Genomic DNA, 19,556 nt, shown 5'->3' with positions numbered 1-19,556 from the left:
GCTCTGCCCTCGGCTCCCCTGCCTCACACGGTCCACGGCGCGGCGCGCCCGGCATCGATCTGATATTTGGCGATGGCCTCGGCGACGATTGCGGGCTTGATCGTTCCCTCATCGGCGAGCGCCTTGAGTGCCGCGACGGCGACATAGTGGCGGTCGACCTCGAAGAATTTCCGGAGTTTTACGCGATAGTCGCTGCGGCCGAACCCGTCGGTGCCGAGCACGACGTAGCGGCGGCCGGCCGCCTGCACGTACTCCCGGATCTGGTCGGGGTAGTTGCGCATGTAGTCGGTCGACGCCACGACCGGCCCCGGATGCCCCTCGAGCTGCGCTTCCACCCAGCTCTTGCGGCGCGGCTCGGTCGGATGCAGCAGGTTCCAGCGTTCCGCCGCCATGCCATCACGACGCAGTTCGTTGAAGCTGGTTGCACTCCAGACGTCCGCGGTCACGCCGAAGTCCGCCTTGAGCAGATCGGCCGCCGCAATCACCTCGCGCAGGATCGTGCCCGAGCCGACGAGTTGCACGCGAAGTCCCTTCTTCGCGGTCTCGCCGCCGTTCTTCAGGAGATAGAGGCCTTTGAGAATTCCCTCCTCCACGCCCTCGCCTGCGTCAGCCAGCGCCGGGTGCTGATAATTCTCGTTCATCAGGGTGATGTAATAGTAGACGTCCTCCTGCGCCTCATACATGCGGCGCATGCCCTCGCGAACGATGGTCACGACCTCATAGGCAAAGGTCGGATCGTATGAGATGCAGTTCGGGATGGTGGCGGCGAGCACGTGGCTGTGGCCGTCCTCATGCTGCAGGCCTTCGCCGTTCAGCGTGGTGCGGCCGGCCGTTCCGCCGAGCAGGAAGCCGCGCGCGCGCATGTCGCCCGCGAGCCAGGCGAGGTCGCCGACCCGCTGCAAGCCGAACATCGAGTAGTAGATGTAGAACGGGATCATCGGCACGTTGTTGGTCGAGTAGGACGTCGCCGCGACGATCCAGCTCGACATCGCGCCGCCTTCGTTGATGCCTTCCTGGAAGACCTGCCCGCTCTTGTCCTCGCGGTAATACATCAGCTGGTCGGCATCCTGCGGCCTGTAGAGCTGGCCGACCGACGAATAGATGCCGAGTTGCCGGAACATACCCTCCATGCCGAAGGTGCGGGATTCGTCCGGCACGATCGGCACGATGTGCTTGCCGATCGCCTTGTCGCGCACGAGGGCGCCGAGCAACTGCACGAACGCCATCGTGGTCGATATCTCGCGGTCTCCCGTGTTTTCGAGCAGCCGCTGGAACGTCGAGAGCGGCGGAATTTGCAAGGACGCTGATTTGCGCCGGCGTTGCGGCAGGTAGCCGCCGAGCTTTTCGCGCTGCGCCCGGAAATACTTCATTTCCGGGCTATCTTCCGGCAGCCGGAGGAAAGGCACCTTGGCCAAATCGGCGTCGGAGACCGGCACCTGGAAGCGGTCACGAAAACCGCGTAGCGCGTCCTGCGTCATCTTCTTCGCCTGGTGGGCGATCATCTGGCCTTCGCCGGACTCGCCCATGCCGTAGCCTTTAACGGTTTTCGGCAGAATGACCGTGGGCTGACCCTTGTGGTTCACGGCCGCGGTGTAAGCGGCAAAGACCTTCTCGGGATCATGGCCGCCGCGCGCGAGCTGCCAGATATCGTCGTCGCTCATGTCGGCGACGAGCTGTTTCGTTTCCTCGTACTTGCCGAAGAAGTGCTCGCGAATGTAGGCGCCGCTCTTGCTCTTGAAGTCCTGGTATTCGCCGTCGACACATTCTTCCATGAGCCTGAGCAGCAGCCCGCTCTTGTCCTTTTGCAGCAGGCGGTCCCACCCCGAGCCCCACAGCACCTTGATGACGTTCCAGCCCGCACCGCGGAAGATGCTTTCGAGCTCCTGCACGATCTTGCCGTTGCCACGGACGGGTCCATCGAGCCGCTGAAGGTTGCAGTTGATGACGAAGATCAGATTGTCGAGGTTCTCGCGGCCGGCGAGCGAGATCGCGCCGAGCGATTCCGGCTCGTCGGTTTCGCCGTCGCCCATGAACGCCCAGACCTTGCGGTTGGACGTATCGGCCAGCTTACGGTTCTCGAGATACTTCAGGAAGCGCGCCTGATAGATCGCCATCAAGGGCCCGAGCCCCATCGACACCGTCGGGAACTGCCAGAAGTCCGGCATCAACCAGGGATGCGGATAGCTCGACAGCCCCTTGCCGCTGGTCTCCTGCCTGAAGCTGAGCAGCTGCTCCTCGCTCAACCGCCCTTCAAGGAAGGCGCGCGCATAGATGCCGGGCGAGCAGTGCCCCTGGACGAAAATCAGGTCGCCGCCATGGGCATCGGTCGGCGCGTGCCAGAAATGACCAAAGCCGATGTCATAGAGTGTGGCAGCCGACTGGAAGCTCGCGATATGGCCGCCGAGCTCCGAGCTTTCCTTGTTGGCGCGCAGAATGATCGCAAGGGCGTTCCAGCGGATGATGGAGCGAAGCTTGTGCTCGATCGCGCGATCGCCCGGCAGCGCCGGCTGCTGGTCCAGCGGGATTGTGTTGCAATAGGGCGTCGTCAGCGACTGCTCGATCTGAAGGCCGCCGCGGCGCGCCGCCTCGAGCATCGCATTGACGACGAACTCGGCGCGTTCATTGCCGCGATGCCCCTGGACTGCCGACAAGGCATCAAGCCAGTCCCGGGTTTCCTGCGGATCCTGATCGTGAGCGTCCGCCATCGTCATTGCCTTCTCCATTGCATGCCAAGCCGAAGTCGCACGCCCGCGTTCATTGCGACCCGCGTTCGTGCGGAAGCGCGCAATGCAAAACCGGCGATGTTCCGGTCGCGTTAGGTGGTGAGCTGAATGTTGGTTGGCATCTGAACGTCCCCTCGCACTGTATGTTCTGGAGCTGTTGCTCCTTTTGGCAGGTACCCAAGCAGCATTCGTGCCAGACCGCAAAATGCACGATCGATCGCGGGGATGTCGTTCAGTTTGCTTGGTTTTGCGCTGTAGGCCAACGGACCCGCCAGTGCATCGGGGTCGGATCCGTCTGAAGCTCCGGAAAACCGGGCGGAGCGGTCATCCGAAATCTCGGATTGTGCTGGTCGAGGCGTCCGAAGATCGGGGGCGATGCCGTCAAACCGCCCTTCGCACGCGGAGCGAGAGCGTCCCCGCACAGGCCGCACGCGGTCACCAACCGACAGCAGCGCGGAACGACAAATTCAAGTTGACGAGCTTCGCCTCGATGACTGAATGTCTGCGACGAAGCGCGCATCGGCGTTCTCACCGCACGATGGCATGCGCAATTCGGAACGTGTCGTACAGTTTGAGCGGAGTCGCTGGCATGGACGGCTCTCGCACATCACGAGGTTGGGGCGCATGACAGTGATACTCGATCTCCTCAACAACGATCCGCGCACGAAGCTGCGGGCCGACAGGCCGCGTCATCCCGAAAAGGCCAACCGCCCCGACACACCGCTGCAGAGCAAGCCCGCATGGATCCGCGTGAAGGCGCCCGGCTCGGCCCAATGGGCCGAGACGCGGCGCATCGTGCGCGAGAACAAACTCGTGACCGTCTGCGAGGAAGCCGGTTGTCCCAACATCGGCGAATGCTGGACGAAGAAGCACGCGACCTTCATGATCATGGGCGACACCTGCACGCGCGCCTGCGCCTTCTGCAATGTGCGCACCGGCCTGCCCGGTCCGCTCGACGCTGATGAGCCGGGCAAGGTCGCCGAAGCAGTGGCCAAGTTGGGACTGGAGCACGTGGTCGTCACCTCGGTCGATCGCGACGATCTGGCCGACGGCGGCGCCGCCCATTTCGCTGCGACGATTGCCGCCATTCGCGCAACCAGTCCCGGCACGTCGATCGAAATCCTCACGCCGGATTTTCTGCGCAAGAGCGGCGCGCTCGAAATCGTTGTTGCGGCGAGCCCTGACGTGTTCAACCACAATCTGGAGACGGTGCCGTCGAAGTATCTGACGGTGCGCCCGGGCGCGCGCTATTTCCATTCGGTCCGGCTGCTACAGCGCGTGAAGGAGCTCGACGCACGGATCTTCACCAAATCGGGGATCATGGTCGGCCTCGGCGAAGACCGCAGCGAGGTGCTGCAACTGATGGACGATCTGCGCTCCGCCGACGTCGATTTCCTGACCATCGGCCAGTATCTCCAACCGACGCGCAAGCACCACCCCGTCGTCAGCTTCGTGCCGCCTGACGAATTCGAAGCCTATGAGAAGACCGCGTATGCCAAGGGCTTCCTGATGGTCTCGGCCACGCCGCTGACGCGCTCCTCACACCACGCGGGCGACGACTTCCGCAAGTTACGTGAGCGCAGACATCGCTAGCCACTGGCTGCGATCGAGCGGCGCATCGGATTTGATGGAAGGATTCCCGCCAACTGGTCGGCGGCGAGGCCCCAGCGCGCCTTTGCGCACAATTCTGGTAGGGGGGAGCGCTACCGCCTTTTCCTGGATGCTGCGCCGCACTACAGCGGGCCCTGGCCCGGACTTTCGAACACGTCGAGCCGCGGCCCAGCGGAACCTCGATCGCCACCTTTGCTAGAACCATTCAAAACGTATAGGCTGATCTGGTCAACGGGCTTGGGAGAAAAGCCTGGGACGTTGGGGACGTGGGACGCTGAAGGGTTGTTTGATCGGAAGGCGCGATCGTCTTCACTGCGGGTGCGACGGGTAGGGAATTCGATTCAGGCGCCGTCACGGCGGCCTGGAAGGGTCTTACCGTCGGACTTTGCGTGAGCGAACCGGCAGTTGCGGCAGGCACCCCCCGCATTCAGGTGAATGATCGCAGGGCCCGTCATGAGCGGGTCCGGCATCTTTCACGTCGGAGGAGCCGGGATGGACCAACGAGAAGTGCTGGCGGCGTGGGAGAAGTTCGTCGAGCGCGGAGCGTTGTCATCCGACCTGAGATCATCGGTAGCAGCGTCGTGGCAGCGATCCAGGAACCATCACGTCACCGTCGACCGTGCGCGAGCGCCACTCGTCGCGGACGCCGAGCTGTTTCGCCATCGCTCCAAGTACGCGTCGCTCCGTCATGCCGCCCGCTGCGCGCTCGAGAATTCAAGAACATTCTTGCGCGATGCAAACTCGATCATGATCCTCACCGATCCGAGTGGGCTGATCATCGATACGCAGGGTGACGACAGGGTCATTGACGCCGGCCGCGCAGTCCATCTCGAACACGGAGGTCGCTGGAGCGAGGCCGACATCGGCACCAACGCGATTGGCGCCGCGATAGCGGAATCGAAACCCGTCCAAATTCACGGTACAGAGCATTTCTGCTCGGAGGTGCAGCGGTGGACCTGCGCTGCCGTCCCGGTTCATGACCCGACCGATGGCGAACTGCTTGGCGTGGTCGATATCTCGGGTCCTGCAAGCACCTTCAATCCGCAGAGCCTGGCTTTGGCCGTCGCGGTCGGCCATCACGTGGAAAGCGTCCTCGCCCAATCGGTCCGACAGGAACATGAGGAGTTGCTTTGCCGCTTTCTCGCCAAGAGATCGCAATGGGCGAACGATGAATGCATCGTGCTTGATCGTCGTGGCATGATCCTCCACGCCACCGAGCGTGCCCTGAACGGACTCCAGCATGATCGCCACGGCATTCACAACGACGCGCCGACCCGCTTTTTGAAGACGGTTCCCTTCGATGAGTGGCCGAGCAGGTTGAAGGAGCTGCTTCCCAACGCGAGCGTCAACTTCGTCGAGAACGAACGCTCCGGCATCGGCGCCATCGTGGTGCTGCATGCGCGACGACGTCAGTTGATCACGCACCGCGACCTCCAGAAATCGAGATCCGAATCTGAAGGCCGCGAGACCGCGAGCTCATCTTCTGCCCGAAAGGATTCAAGGCCGGAACCACGGTCTCTTCAGAGCCCGGCCGCCGGCTTCGTTGCGCGCGACCCCGCGGTCCGGGCCATCGTCCGTCAAGTCGAGACCGCGGCAGTACGCAAGATGCCCATCCTGATCCGCGGCGAGACCGGAACCGGCAAGGAGCAGCTTGCCCGCCACGCCCATATGGCGAGTGGGCGAACTGGCGCGTTCATCCCCGTGAATTGCGCCGCCCTGCCGGAAAGCCTGATCGAGAGCGAGCTGTTTGGCTATGCCGAGGGAGCATTCACCGGGGCGCGGCGCGGCGGCGCGATTGGACTGGTCAGGGAGGCCGACGGCGGCACGCTGTTCCTTGACGAGATCGGCGACATGCCCGTCGCGCTGCAGGCGGTGCTGCTGCGCCTGCTCGACGACTGGACCGTGCGCCCGGTCGGCGGCGTCAGATCGAAGGTCGATGTCTTTCTGATCTCCGCCACCAACGCCAGGTTGGACAAGGCCATCGCCGAAGGCCGGTTCCGATCCGACCTGCTCTATCGTCTCAATACGCTCGAGGTCACTCTGCCGCGACTCCGGGATCGTAACGACTTTGATGCCATCGTTCGCCATCTGCTCAATACGATCGACCCGAATTGCGAAATCACGCCGACGGACATTGCGCATCTCGCCGCACGTCCCTGGCCTGGCAACGTCCGCGAGCTCCGCAACGTTCTGGCGCAATTCAGCCTTGCCGCTGCGGACGGATCCATCAACGAGGCAAGCGCGGAGAACATCGTTCACCCACCTGAAACGGAGTCCGGATCACTCCACGACATCCATCGCGCGCGAATCCTTGTTGTCTATGCCGAGACCGCCGGAAACGTCAGCGAAACCGCGCGACGTCTCGGCGTCTCAAGAAACACCATCTATCGCGCTCTCGGGCAGAAGAAGCCCGAGTGATGCCATAGTGCCTCGAACCACCGGATGCTGCGAGTATCGCAGCATGCCCGGCTATGGACGGAGCGCCGGTCATTTCGAACCGATGATCCGTTCCGTTCAAAGCAGCTCAGCACCGCCACCTCGGGCCGGGCCAGAGGTCGGATCGTAATCATCCGGCTTCTTGGCGATCAAGGTCTGCGTCGTCAGGATCAGTCCGGCCACCGATGCCGCATTGCGAACCGCGCTGTAGCAAACCTTGACCGGGTCGATGATGCCAGCTTCGACAAGATCGACCGCCGAGCCATTGCGCACGTCGAGCCCGTGGCCATTCCTGGCCTTGGCAACTTTCGCAACCTCCGCCTCTCCGTTCAGGCCGGCATTGGCGGCAATGTAGAAAAGCGGTCGACTGAGCGCGCGTTGCAGCAGCTCAGCGCCCTGCCTGGCGCCTCCGTCCAGACGATTGATCAATTCGTCGAGCCTTGCAGCGATCCTGAGCAAAGCCACTCCGCCACCCGGCACAATGCCTTCTTCGAGCGCGGCGCGGGTCGCGTTGATGGCATCCTCGATCAACTGGGTCCGGCGTTTTTGCTCGACCGGCGTCGCGCCGCCGGCGAGAATCATCGCCGTGCCGCCGGACAGTTTTGCGATGCGCTCCTGGAACTTGTCCCGCTCGATATTTTCGGGAGCGGCATCGTACTGGCGCAACACCTGTTCGCGTCGCGCCGCGATGGTCTTCTGATCGCCGCCTCCCGCCGTGATCAGGGTCTTCGAGGCGGAAATGCGCACCTGGCGCGCGGACCCAAGGTCGTGCAGTTCCGCCTTCTCGAGCCTTCCGCCCAGATCAGCCGAGATGACGCGCCCTCCGGTCGTGATCGCAATATCCTCGAGCATCGCCTTGCGCCAATGGCCGAACTCCGGCGGGTGAATCGCGGCGACCTTGAAATTGGATTTCTCCCGACGCGCCAGCAATTGCATGATGACCGATGGCGCCACTTCCTCGGCGATGATCAGCAAAGGTCGCCCGCTCTTCTCGATGAGCGAGATCACTCCAGCGAGTTGCTCCCCGGCCTGGATCTTGAGATCGGTCATCACGATGAACGGATTGTCGAGAACCACCTGCATTTTCTCGACATCGGTGACCATGTGGTGTGAAAGATAGCCGCGATCGAAGGCCATGCCTTCAACGATTTCCAGCGTCGTCTCGACCGTGTTGCCGAATTCCACCGCGACGATTCCGTGATTGCCGGCGCGCTCGAAGGCTTCGCCCACCATGTCGCCAAGCGCTGTGTCGTTGGCGGCAATGCTCGCAACAGCCCGCAGGCCGGCAGGCCCCTGCAGCGGTCTCGCCGACCGTCGTAACGCCGTGATGGTCTCGGTAACCGCCAGTTCCAGCCCTTCAACCAGCTCGACCGGATTGGCGCCGGCCGCCAGGCATTTCAGGCCTTCCTGCACAAGAACATCGGCGAGCACGGTGGCCGTGGTGGTGCCGTCCCCCGCCACCTCATTGGTTCGCGCCGAAACCTCGCGCAACACCTGCGCGCCCATATTTTCAAACGGGCATTCAAGTTCGATTTCGCTGGCAATGCTGACGCCATCGCGCGACACGATCGGCGTGCCGATCGGTCGGTCCATGATCGCGTTCATGCCCTTCGGACCCAGCGTCCCGCGTACCGCCTTGGCGAGCTTGGCGACGCCCCGGCCCAGCGCGGCCCGCGCAGCTTCATCGTGCAACATGATCTTCGGCATTCTAAATCCCCGACTTTGCCTTGAGGTCGTCTGGTCTGGACTGGTTATCGATGCTGCGCACCGGCATCACGGCCCCTGTTACGTACCCGGCGACGCCGGCATCGTCCTCGATTTCGGTACGAACGGCGTCTCGAGGTCGAACCGCGCAGCAAGCAGGCCACGGCACAGCGCGCCGTTGAATTCGGCATTGATGCCGACGCGCCGTAGATTCGATACGTATCCGGCAAGGCTGTCGGCGCTAAGCCGTGTTCCGTTCGCGTCGACAAAGGCAGGCTCATCGCCGCCTGTCGGGCCTACGACGGCACGCCGCTCGAGATAGCGCTGAATCAGACTCTCACCTGCATCGTCGAGCGGCAGGCAACCCAGCTCCCTCAATGTCAAGCTCACGATCTCTGTTGGCGACTGCCCCAGCGCAACGAGGTGGCTGAGCAATGCAACCTGCCGGCGCTGGAACGCCTTGACGAGGAATGTCTGACGCAGATCATCGAGGCTGCCATCGGCCTCGGCGCCAAACGTTTCCTGGAACGAGCGTCCCAGGGCGAGGCCCGCATTGATCTTGTCGGCATACATGTGCTCACCCAAGACCACGCTGACGCCCTTGACCCAGTCCAACGCGCTGACGGCCCGGCGCATGTCGTCTGCCATCAGGAATGAGAAATTGGCAGCGCACCAATAGGTCGGCAAGCGAAACTCGATGTGGACGTGGTCCTTCGAGTCGACGTCGGCCTTGGTCACGAAATTCAACTCGGTGACGGACTCGTCGAGTTCCGGATCCATCACGCCCTGCAAGCAGGCCCATATCTGGGACTGCTTGTCATCTGACGAGCGGCTTCTCGGCCGCTCCCTCCCCTCAACGCCACACTTCATGACCGTCACCTCGGCGCGTGAACGGCTTCGGGCAAGTGGGCATAACCGCCGCCGGCCCGGATCTTCTTCTTCTGCGCCTCGACATCGATGCCGTAGATGCGGGCGGCGTTGAGGCCGAGAATCTTGGTCTTGGTCTCCATCGACAATACCGAACCGGTCTCCTTGGTGACGTCGGCCGGGATCTCGAATGCCATGAACTTGTCGATCAGCCATTTCGGCGTCCAGATGCCGTAATCGCTCCCGTAGAGGATCTTGTCCGGTCCAACCCAGAACAACAGTTCCGAAATCACATGGGCGAAATAACCCGGCCGCGAATGGATGAAGGGCAGCGCCACCGCGAGACCCGCATAAACGTTGGTCTCCTGGGTCGCGATCCAGCAGAAATCGTCAAGCCGCGGCAAGCCGCAATGCTCGACGATGAAATTCAGGTCCTGGAACGAGGTCGCGACATCATCGATGTCGGCCACATCGAACGCATCCCGGTTGAGCGGGATGATCGTCGGCCCCTTATGGACGTGGATGTTCTTGATGCTAAGCTTCTGCGCGGCCTCGAGATACTGGTAGGACGCCTTGTCGGTCAGCTTGTAGCCCTTCGATTCGCCGCGCCATTCCGCGGTGTAGAGCTTGACGCCCTTGAGTTTGTGCTTCTCGGACAGCGCATGAAGAGCTTCCAGGCCCTTGGTGCCGTCACGCGGATCGAACGCGCCGTTCAGGATGAAGCGATCCGGATGGCTCTTCTTCATCGCCGAATTTCGTTCAGTGGTGTTGAAACCACTCTTGTAGAAATCGGTGAGGTAGGTCGGTTGCAGGATCGCCATGTCGTCATAGCCGGTGACGAACAGGTCGTCGAACATTGTCTTGGCATCGTATTTCTCGAACTTCTCCTTCTCCCATTTCTCCGAGGGCGGGCTCAGGTTCGAGTGGTAGGCGTAGAAGCAGTCGATGAACTGCTTGCCGTGGATGTTCTTCTGGTTTGCGGGACTTCCATCCCAAAAATGCGTATGCCCATCGATGACAAATATCTCTTCACCCTTGGCTGTCCTGTACATGGCGTTTCTCCCGATCCCGCTGGATGGCGTATTGTTATGAGGCGCGCGATTGATGTCGTCGAATGAGCCGGGCCGGCGTTCGCGCCGGCCAGGGTTTGTTCGCAGGCGGCCGTCAGACGATGTATTTCATCATCTCGTTCATGTCGCCGAACAGCATGACGGTGTTGTCATCCGTCATCACCATGCGGCCGTAATGCGTCGAGGTCGAGATCTCGAAAAGATGCGGGGTCATGACCCGGCCGAGCTCTTCCGAAATCTCGTCCATCTTGAATTCCATCTTGCCGTCGCCATCGATACGAATCATCGCCGGCATGTACGTCACCTTGATGTGGTCGTGACGGCTCATGACCTCGGCAATGGCGCGCGCCTCGACACTGTCGTTCATGGTGACCCCGCATTGATGCGACACCGTGTCCTCGAACGTGATGTCTTTCATCGATTTGAAGATGTTGTCATTCTCGTGCAGCATGTCGATCTCCTGAAGAATTGAGTGAAGACGTGAAGCAGTATTGGTTACGACGCGAGATTTGCCGGAACCGTCAGGCCAAGCTCGGCAGCGATGCCCCTGATGCGATTCTTCGCGTGCGCCAGCGCGTCGGCGAAAGCCGCGACCTTGACACGCGGCTGCGACCAGATCGGCTGCAGATGACTGGCCGCATCGAGCGCGAGATCGGCATGCCTGGCCAACCATTTGTTGAACAACGCAAGGTTCTGCGCCGCGTTGGTCGGATCGGTGCCGAGGATGTGGAACAGCTCGACGGTGTTGGCGAGATTGCGCTCATAGTCGGCTTCCGCGGCGGAGACGACAGCCGGAGTGATGAAGTCGTTCTGCGCAGATGCCGCCTGCATCAGGAAGCCAGAACGGAAGAGTTCTCCGATAAGCGGCTCGAACACCACATTGGTCGCAAAATACTGCTCCAGATAGTCGTTTGAACCCATCACCGACTCAACCGACTTGCGCACGCCCTGCCAAATCGGATCTTCCAGCCAGTGCTTCTTGCCGGCGGCAATGTCGAAGCCTAGAAGGTCGAGGCCGATTTCGCTCAGATAGAGAGTAATGTCCTGCGCGAAGCGAAGCTTGTAGGACGAGTTGGTCAGGATCGCATTGTTGACCATCTGCGTGTAACCATAGCGCTGCGCCTGCATCGTGGAGGTGCCTAGACCGAACTCGGCATGCTTGTAGGCGCCGAGATGGTTCTGCAAACTCTTCACCCAGGCTGGATCGAAGCGGGTTGGCGCTCCCGATTTCCGGCCATTCTCGATGGTGTTCTGCACCATGCCGCAGATCGTCGACTGGCGCTGATAGTGCGTGCGCTCCCATTCCTGGTCGACGGCGCGGAACTTGTGCCAGTTCGAACTCTTCGCAGCCGTCCAATCCTTGGAATAGGTCGGCGTTCCGTCCGGGAAGGAGATGATCCAGTCCTGCAGCAGATAGCGCTCCGGATCCGGTTGAACGTCGACCGTCATGTCCTCGTAGTGGGTCGCCTTGCGGCCCTTGGGTTCGAAGTAGTTGTACTTGCGACTGTCGGAGCCCGGGAAAACCGCGGCCCCCGCCGCCCCGGACTTGACGATTGCTGCCGGCTTGGTCGCTGCTGCTCTGCTTGCTTGCGCGCTCATTGCTCACTCCCTTTTGCCATTCTGTTCTGCGACGAACTTTTGAACGCCGTCATCGCACCGCCGGCGTAAACTTGTCGAAGTAGATGTGGTCAGGCTCGACCCCGCTCATTTGCAGGACGGGCAACACGGCGTCGATCATCGGAGTCGGCCCGCACGCGTACGCGTCGATGGCGCCGCTGAGTTTCTCCTCGCGCAGATGGCGCAGCACGACCTCGTGGATCAACCCGGTCTCGCCGTCCCAGCCGTCATCCGCCTCCGCGTGCGACAGCGCCGGCACGAATTTGAAGTCGTCGAGCCGCGCCGCGATAGCTGCCAGCTCCTCGAGGTAGAACAGATCGGCGCGCGTGCGGGCTCCGTAAAAAAACCGCACCGGCCTCCGCTCCCCGCTCCCGATGTGATCGGCCAGGATCGACCACAGCGGCGACATCCCCGAGCCGCCGCCGATCAGCAGCATCGGACCCGGGCGCTCTTCACGCCGGAAGCAGGTGCCATACGGCCCCTTGGCGGTCACGGCGTCATCGACGCCCAATTTCCCGTCAAGCTGGGACGAAAACGCCCCGTTCGGATATTTCTTGATGATGAAGCGGAGATGGGTGCTCTCGCTGGGCGGGTTCGCCATCGAAAAGGCGCGGGTAATGGTGCCATCCTGAAGCGTCAGATCTACATACTGGCCGGCCCAGAACTTCATCGGCCGCTCGATCTCGATCTCCAGCAATCTGATGTCCGACGTCAGCGCGTGGATCGCAGCCACGCGGCCGGCAAATGCCTTCACCGCGATCGAACGGCTGAGCAGGTCTTCGTCATAATTGAGCAGTTCGACACTGATATCGCTGTAGACGTGCGTACGGCACAACAGCACATGTCCGGTCTCGCTCTCGTAGTCCGGCAAGGCGAAGGTCGAGTACTTCAGCAGTTCGATGTCGCCGTCGACGAGTTTCGATTTGCAGCTGCCGCACTGGCCTTCCTTGCAGCCGTGCATCAGCGAGATGCCCTGACGAAACGCGGCGTCAAGGACGGTCTCGCCCTCCTCCACTTCCATCTCGATACCCACTGGCTCGAAACGAACCTTGTGAATCCGCACGTCCGTCATCATCGGGGCCTTGTCATGGCAGTTGAACAGAACGATCGGCAAAGCGCTTGCCGACCCCGGCAAGAGGGACCGCAAGGAGCGGCCCCTCCCGTCGTCATTTAGTTGCAGGCATTGATCTTGAAGCCCTTGCGATATTCGGCCGTCGCGATCTCGCGTTCGGCGGGCGAAAGTGCCCTGAAGCCACGCAGCGGACTGCCAAGCGTGTGTCCGCGCACGTGATCGAGCGTCCACATGTCCTTGGCGTCGAAGCGCAGATGCGGTTGCGCGATCATGGTCTTGCCGTCAGGCCGGACAAAACCGAGATCCTTGATCGCATCGGCGACATCCCAGCCGTGATAGCAATCTTCCCATTCACGGCGACCGCTGAAGCGGCCCATGGCCGGCGTCGCCCGCCCCTCGTATTCAGCGGCGAACGCCACCTTGTGGGTCCAACGGCAGCCTTCCGAGCAATAGGTGTAGATCTTGCCGTCGACCTCGTCGCAGACGAAGTCTTCACGGATCAGGCACGGAACCATGCAGCTCCAGCACCGATGCGGGTATGAGTAGCCCACTTCGCTGTTGAAGAGGATGTTGGTTTCGCCGGGTACGCTGAGCTTTGCGTGCCACTTCCAGAAGTCGCCGAATTCGGCGTACCAGCCCGGATATTTGTGCTCGAACCACTCGAAGTCCCGCTCGGTCTGAGCCTCGATGCGCCAGAAGTTCACCGACCAGCCGACCGTGAAGAACTGCGCGGTCTTGTGGACATAGTTCTTCTTGACGATCCGATCCCAGGCGGCGGCGACGTCATCGTGATGGATCTTGATGCCGTACTTCTCGAGCGGCAACATGTAGGTCCGGTAATAATCTTCGTAGATCCAGCGATGCCACAGCTCGGCGTAGGACTCCTTGTTCTTGTCGCGGTTGGTCGTGCCGTACTCGATGAACGTCCCGATCGCGGCATCGACAATCGCGTGATTCTGCCAGAAGGCGTACTTCAGGTCGCGCTCCAGCAACTGATGGTTCGACGGATCGTTGATCATCGCCATCAGCATCGAGTGACCGTTGCCGATATGGCGGGATTCGTCCGACTGAACCGACAGGAACACCGTCGGCAACGCATAGTCGCCGTTGCGGGCGGCTTCTGACGGCATCGCCACGAACAGCGTATTGGTGAAGGCGGTTTCCGCGACGACCGTTAGATAGACGTTGGCCGCGGTGATTGCATCACCGGTCAGGAAACCCTCGGCGAACTGGCGGCCGATCGTGGTCGCATAGCACTTGCCGAACGCGGCTTCCGTGATATCGAACCCCGCCGGGTCGATGTAGTTCTCCATGTACCACTTCTTGAGGTTCATCTGGATCGTCGAGTGACGGAACTCATCGACCATCTGCATGGTGAAGCCGGTGCGCAATTCCTCGCCCGGGGCCAGCCGCCCGACCATCGCCATCGAACGCGCCGCCGAGATCTCCGGGAACGGGATGATCGCCAGGAACAGCTTCATCCACTCGACCCATCGCGGCTCGACATTGCGGAACATGTCGCCGCGCAACGCCGCATCCAGCGCGCCATAGACGCGGTTGTCCTTTTCTTCCTGCATCGGGAAATACGATCGCAGGACCTGCTTCATCGGATCGCGCGGCGTCTTCGATATCTTGTAGTCGGTCGGGAAGGTCATCGCTTCCTGCACGTAGCTTGGCGTCCAGCCAAGGTCCGCGACACGGTTGGCCGCATCAGCGATGCTGATGCCTTTCTGCGCGGTTATCTTGTTCAGTGTCAGACTTGCAGTCATTTCCAGCTCCTTTGAACGTTGCGTTGCTTCCGGCATTCTCGCTTTTGATCCCAGGTCAAAACCCCTGGTTCGCACTGTTGAAATTCTCGGCCGCAAAACTCACTTTGAGTCCGTTAAATGGATTGATCGATCTGCTGATTTCGTCGTTCCCACCAGCCCGGCTTCCCGGCGCTGACGGTCTCGTCACCCTCCGCTGGCTCGTTTGATGAGAGGCTTTCCTTCGGCGACGAATTTCGCCGAGAGAACCAGTGCGCCGGTGGCGAAATCCTTGCCGTGCGCGGCGATCATGGCCTCCGTGATCTCGGCCAGCTGAATGAAGAAAGCGTCTTTCGACCTGGCTTCCTCGCTCATGTCCGGTTGCGGAGACGACATTTGTGGCTGTTCCTTTGATGCAATCATGGTTGCGTTGTTCCTGCTCATCATGCGTGCCCCGTACGTTGGTGGTCGCCGGACGAAGGACCGTTGTCGATCTCACGCAGGGACGTGTTGAGCCATTCACGCTCGGCCACCAGGCGTCGATGTTCCTCCCGGAGCATCTCCAGGCGCGCGATCGCTCCCTCCAGTTCGGCATGCGCGTCGCTTCCGGACTCGGCGCGCGCCGCGCCACGCACGGCGCAGGCAAGTTCGATTTCGGCTCCGCCGCGCGCATGCTCATTCTTGATTTGCATCTCGTTGTTATCGACCATCTCGTCGATCAGCCTGTCCCGAGCAATCATCCGATCGCGGGCGAGCTGCAATTCAGCAGCTTCCTCGACGGTGATCGGTGGCTGGCGTCGGCTGTCCTTTGTCACTCGCGCCACTCTCGTTCGATGATCTGGTCCGATGCTTCGCATGTCGCGCTGCATGCCCTAGGGGATCAGGACCGCACGGCCATGTATGCGTCCATGATGCAGATCATGAAGCGCGTCATTGGCCTCGCTCAGCCTGTATTCCTTGGTGTGGAGTTCGACGAGGCCGCGATCCGCGAGCGCCATCAGCTCGACCAGCTCGGCATATGTTCCGACCAGGTTGCCGACGATGGTCTTTTCCGACGTGATCATGTCGATGGTCGGGATATCGATCTTCCCGCCATACCCGACGATGTAGTAGTAGCCGGCGTTCGCCGTCATCGACAGGCCCTTGGCGATAGCGTCACCCTCGCCAACGAAATCGATCACTGCCTCCGCGCCGCGCCCGCCGGTGAGCGCCAGCACGGCCTCAACTTCATTGCCGTCTGCCTTCACGACATGATGCGCACCGCACTTCTTGGCGAGCTCGAGCGACTGTTCGGCGCGATCGACCACGATGATTTCTGCCGCGCAGAGCGCTGCGAGAACCTGGATGCCGATATGACCCAGCCCACCGGCGCCGATCACCGCGACATACTCGCCGGGCAGCAGATGGCGGGATGCCTTCTTCGCGGCGCGATAAGCCGTCAGCCCGGCATCGGTGTAGGGAGCAACATCCTTCGGTGCGAGCGACTTCGGCAGCTTGATCAGAGAGCGCTGCCCCGTCAGCAGATACTGCGCATAGCCGCCATTGGCATTGATGCCGGGAAACGAGCTGTCCAGCGCATGCATGTCGTCGCCGCGCCGGCATGCGAGACAATGCCCGCTGGTCACCAGCGGATGGCAAATCACGCTGTCGCCGACCTTGACCCCTTCGACACCCGGGCCGATCGCTTCGACCCAGCCGGCGTTCTCGTGGCCCATGATGTATGGAAGCTTGACGTCGACCTTGCTGCGCCAGATGCCTTCAACGATGTGCAGATCGGTGCGACAGACACCGGCACCGCCGATGCGCACGATCACGTCCATCGGGCGCGAGATCTTCGGGTCAGTCACGTCCTGGAATTTGACGAACTCCTTCGCCGTCAGCTTCTCGTCGAACTCATGAAGCACCGCCGCTTTCATTGAACAGCCTCCCCGGCAAAATTTTTTATTCTGTCGATCTGACGCGATCGCCATCCCGCTAGATAGTTCAGCAAGGGCTGTGCCAAGCGCACAACGGCCTGATCTTTCTATTGTTCTTGCCGTCGCGGGAGTGCTCGCGCCGATCCGCCTCGGAGCAGACTTTGCGCGCGACTGTTCCGAGACGGAACAGTTTGGCGGCTGCAACAGCGCGTGCGCAGAAGTTTGGATTTTCAGTTGTTTGATCTATGATCGCGAGAACCGCGCCACGCGCGAGAACGACGCGAACCGGGCTACGACCAAGAGGAATTCGCCAAGCAGCGACTCCGGGAGGAGCTAGGATGCTGACCGCCAGCCGACGCATGGACAATGCTTGGATGACGCTCGATCACCGCGGTGCGCCGCCGGCAGAGCTTTTGTCAGCCGACATCTACGACAGCTGGATGCGCTGCATTTCGCTTGGTCTCGACACATTGCGCCCTCCATCGCCCGAGTTCGTGAGCACCGCAGTTCTGCGTCAGGAGCAGCAGCGCTGTTCACTGATTCGCGGCCTCGCGCTCGCGGAGATGCACACACTGCATCAGCAGATTGCCGGCTCCAATTTCATGATCGCCTTTGCAAATGCCGACGGCCTGCTGCTCGACATCATCTCGGACTCGAGCTTCAGTGATGCCTCGAACGCTGCGAGCATTCGGCCCGGCACCATCTGGACCGAAGCCATCTGCGGCACCAACGGCCTCGGCACCGCCGCCTATCTCAAGCGGGCCATCGTCGTTCACGGGGGCGAGCACTTCTTCTCGCGCTACAACAATCTTACTTGCATCGCGGCGCCAATCTTCGCGCCGGATGGCGAACTCGCCGGAATACTGGACGCGTCATCGGATTGCATGTCGAGGCAGGCGCATACCCAGGCGCTCGTCGCAATGGCCGCAACCCAGATCGAGAATGGTCTGTTCCGCGAGCATCACCGCGGAAACATCCTGATCGCTTTCCATAACCGCGGCGAGTATCTGCATACGTTGAGCGCGGGCCTGCTGGCCGTCGATAACGAGGGCAGGATCCTTGCAGCCAACAGGGCCGCAAGCGTCCTGCTGCATGGCCTGCCAGCCTCGCCGGGTCGTCGCTTCGCCGACGTCTTTCGTACGAAATTCAGCGCCTTTGTCGATGAAGGCCGGCGCAAGGAACGCCAGCGCCTCGAGGACGAGGTCGGTAGCCAGTTCGTCGCAACAATCGAGAACGCACGCCAGTTCTCGATGATGCAGGCCATCTCGCGGCCTCGGCCGCCGACGCCCAAGGACGTCCCCACCCAGTTCGTCTCCGCCGATCCGGCGATCGCTTCCGTTGTCCAACGGGTGGGGGTCGCTGCGGTCCGCAAGATGCCGATCCTGATCCGTGGCGAAACCGGCACCGGCAAGGAGCAACTCGCCCGCCATGCTCATGCCGCCAGTGGACGGACCGGCGCTTTCGTGCCGGTGAATTGCGCAGCGCTCCCCGACAGCCTGATCGAGGCGGAGTTGTTCGGCTACGCCGAAGGGGCTTTCACCGGAGCGAAAAAAGGCGGGGCTGCGGGACTGTTCAAGGAAGCGGACGGCGGAACGCTCTTCCTCGACGAGATCGGCGACATGCCGGTGACGCTGCAGGCCGTGCTGCTGCGCTTTCTGGACGATTGGACTGTCCGGCCGGTCGGCGGCACCAAACGTCAGGTCGACGTCCTCCTGGTGTCTGCCACCAATGCCAATCTCGACGACTCGATAGCGAAGGGCCGGTTCCGATCGGATTTGCTGTTTCGCCTCAACACGCTGGAGGTGACGTTGCCGCCTTTGCGCGAGCGCTCCGATTTCGCCGAGATCGCGCGCCATTTGATCCACAAGATCGATCCCTTGATGGATTTGACCGAAGGGGCGATCGATCGTCTGGCCGAACTCGATTGGGATGGAAACATCCGCGAACTGCGCAACGTGCTTTCCCGATTGTCGCTGGCCGAGCCAGGAGATCTGATCGACGAGACGTCGGTCGAGTCCGTACTTGCACATTCCGGCGGCGAGCGCCTGACTGGCAAGGCGGCGGGTGGTGGGCTCAAGGCCAATCTGCATGAGATTCAACGCTCGCATGTGCTGACCGCGTACGCCGAAACCGGCAACAACATCAGCAAGGCCGCGCGCCGCCTTGGCGTGTCGCGCAATACGATCTATCGCGCCCTGCGCGGCAACAAGGACTAGCATAATCGCGGCGAAGGCGCCGCGACGGCTCGATCCGGCTGTAACTGGAGGCGCTGAAGTCCAGCCCCTCGCCGGGTTCAATTGGGAGTGTCGCCATGTTCGAACCGGAAAACAGTCTCGAAGCCCTGATGCAGGCCGCGGCAAGGGACGCCAGCATCGTTCCCGCATTCTATCGCGCCTTGCTCGAGACGGAGATTTACATTCTGACGCCGGAAGCGCCGATGAAGCCTGGGCGCCGTCGCTCGCTCAAGTTTCAGGAAGAGATCAACGTCGCAACGGTCGAATTCCAGAACATGACATGGCACCCCACCTTCACCTCAAAGAAGCGCATCTACGACTATATAAAGGAGCCTGAGGTGTGCCTTGGCGCCGCTGCGCGCAATCTGTTCGAAATGTTGCCTGACTCTAATTTCTGGCTCAATCCGTTGTCCGAATGTCAGAAGCCGCTGCCCGCCACCGAAATCGCTCTCCTCATGAGCGGCAAGATCTTTGGCATGGCGATGAAGTCCGCGCGATAAGCGCGGTGCTCGTGCGACATTGCGCCCATCCGGTTTGCATCAACAGCGGTTCACAGCCGGA

The 19,556-nt window shown here is 61.5% G+C and carries 14 protein-coding genes and 2 pseudogenes; 5 read left to right on the top strand and 11 right to left on the bottom strand.

The genetic code is table 11. From position 1 onward, the window contains the following. Nucleotides 1–23 precede the first annotated feature (23 nt). A complete protein-coding gene (gene aceE / locus K359_RS0150100) occupies nucleotides 24–2,705 on the bottom strand; it encodes a pyruvate dehydrogenase (acetyl-transferring), homodimeric type (RefSeq protein WP_029085600.1) in 2,682 nt (893 codons plus the stop codon). A 642-nt stretch (nucleotides 2,706–3,347) separates the two neighbouring features. On the opposite strand from aceE, the gene lipA reads away from it, so the two are divergent. From lipA to K359_RS66715, 3 genes and pseudogenes are all read left to right on the top strand, one after another. Beyond that, nucleotides 3,348–4,316, top strand: coding sequence for a lipoyl synthase (lipA, locus tag K359_RS0150095; RefSeq protein ID WP_029085599.1), 969 nt, complete (start codon nucleotides 3,348–3,350; stop codon nucleotides 4,314–4,316). Between the two features lie 453 nt (nucleotides 4,317–4,769). Beyond that, nucleotides 4,770–5,363: pseudogene (locus K359_RS66720) on the top strand (GAF domain-containing protein); the annotation flags it as partial. A gap of 507 nt (nucleotides 5,364–5,870) precedes the next feature. Continuing rightward, nucleotides 5,871–6,752, top strand: a pseudogene (locus K359_RS66715) (sigma 54-interacting transcriptional regulator); the annotation flags it as partial. Nucleotides 6,753–6,848: 96 nt separating this feature from the next. Here the strand turns inward: K359_RS66715 and K359_RS0150085 are convergent. The 10 genes from K359_RS0150085 to K359_RS0150040 form a co-directional block, all read right to left on the bottom strand. Next, on the bottom strand, nucleotides 6,849–8,477 hold the full coding sequence (locus K359_RS0150085; protein WP_029085597.1) for a molecular chaperone GroEL: 1,629 nt from the start codon (nucleotides 8,475–8,477) through the stop codon (nucleotides 6,849–6,851). Nucleotides 8,478–8,555: 78 nt separating this feature from the next. Further along, the gene (locus K359_RS56890; protein WP_051346891.1) at nucleotides 8,556–9,344 is read right to left on the bottom strand and encodes an iron-sulfur cluster assembly protein; all 789 of its coding nucleotides are present in this window, start codon (nucleotides 9,342–9,344) and stop codon (nucleotides 8,556–8,558) included. A 5-nt stretch (nucleotides 9,345–9,349) separates the two neighbouring features. Continuing rightward, nucleotides 9,350–10,393, bottom strand: coding sequence for an amidohydrolase family protein (locus tag K359_RS0150075; protein WP_029085596.1), 1,044 nt, complete (start codon nucleotides 10,391–10,393; stop codon nucleotides 9,350–9,352). 112 nt (nucleotides 10,394–10,505) lie between these two features. Then, nucleotides 10,506–10,862, bottom strand: a complete 357-nt coding sequence (locus K359_RS0150070; RefSeq protein ID WP_029085595.1) for an MmoB/DmpM family protein — start codon at nucleotides 10,860–10,862, stop codon at nucleotides 10,506–10,508. Between the two features lie 44 nt (nucleotides 10,863–10,906). Next, a complete protein-coding gene (locus K359_RS0150065) occupies nucleotides 10,907–12,010 on the bottom strand; it encodes an aromatic/alkene monooxygenase hydroxylase subunit beta (protein ID WP_029085594.1) in 1,104 nt (367 codons plus the stop codon). A 49-nt stretch (nucleotides 12,011–12,059) separates the two neighbouring features. After that, a complete protein-coding gene (locus tag K359_RS0150060) occupies nucleotides 12,060–13,103 on the bottom strand; it encodes a 2Fe-2S iron-sulfur cluster-binding protein (protein WP_029085593.1) in 1,044 nt (347 codons plus the stop codon). 95 nt (nucleotides 13,104–13,198) lie between these two features. Further along, entirely contained in the window at nucleotides 13,199–14,869 is a 1,671-nt protein-coding gene (locus K359_RS0150055; RefSeq protein ID WP_029085592.1) for an aromatic/alkene/methane monooxygenase hydroxylase/oxygenase subunit alpha, read from the bottom strand. A 183-nt stretch (nucleotides 14,870–15,052) separates the two neighbouring features. Further along, nucleotides 15,053–15,268, bottom strand: coding sequence for a hypothetical protein (locus tag K359_RS0150050; protein ID WP_029085591.1), 216 nt, complete (start codon nucleotides 15,266–15,268; stop codon nucleotides 15,053–15,055). Nucleotides 15,269–15,288: 20 nt separating this feature from the next. Further along, complete coding sequence (locus tag K359_RS0150045; protein ID WP_029085590.1) at nucleotides 15,289–15,660, bottom strand: hypothetical protein; 372 nt, start codon at nucleotides 15,658–15,660, stop codon at nucleotides 15,289–15,291. Between the two features lie 57 nt (nucleotides 15,661–15,717). Continuing rightward, on the bottom strand, nucleotides 15,718–16,761 hold the full coding sequence (locus K359_RS0150040) for an NAD(P)-dependent alcohol dehydrogenase (protein ID WP_029085589.1): 1,044 nt from the start codon (nucleotides 16,759–16,761) through the stop codon (nucleotides 15,718–15,720). Nucleotides 16,762–17,099: 338 nt separating this feature from the next. Here K359_RS0150040 and K359_RS0150035 point away from each other — a divergent pair, with 338 nt between their 5' ends. Together K359_RS0150035 and K359_RS0150030 are read left to right on the top strand one after the other, a co-directional pair. After that, complete coding sequence (locus K359_RS0150035) at nucleotides 17,100–18,977, top strand: sigma-54-dependent Fis family transcriptional regulator (RefSeq protein WP_029085588.1); 1,878 nt, start codon at nucleotides 17,100–17,102, stop codon at nucleotides 18,975–18,977. 95 nt (nucleotides 18,978–19,072) lie between these two features. Then, nucleotides 19,073–19,495, top strand: a complete 423-nt coding sequence (locus tag K359_RS0150030; protein ID WP_029085587.1) for an SseB family protein — start codon at nucleotides 19,073–19,075, stop codon at nucleotides 19,493–19,495. The last annotated feature ends 61 nt before the right edge of the window (nucleotides 19,496–19,556 follow it).

This window comes from Bradyrhizobium sp. th-b2 (assembly GCF_000426785.1).
Classification (GTDB): Bacteria; Pseudomonadota; Alphaproteobacteria; order Rhizobiales; family Xanthobacteraceae; genus Bradyrhizobium; species Bradyrhizobium septentrionale.
Note: the sequence above shows the minus strand (reverse complement) of the source record. Positions and strands in the feature narration are given on the sequence as shown.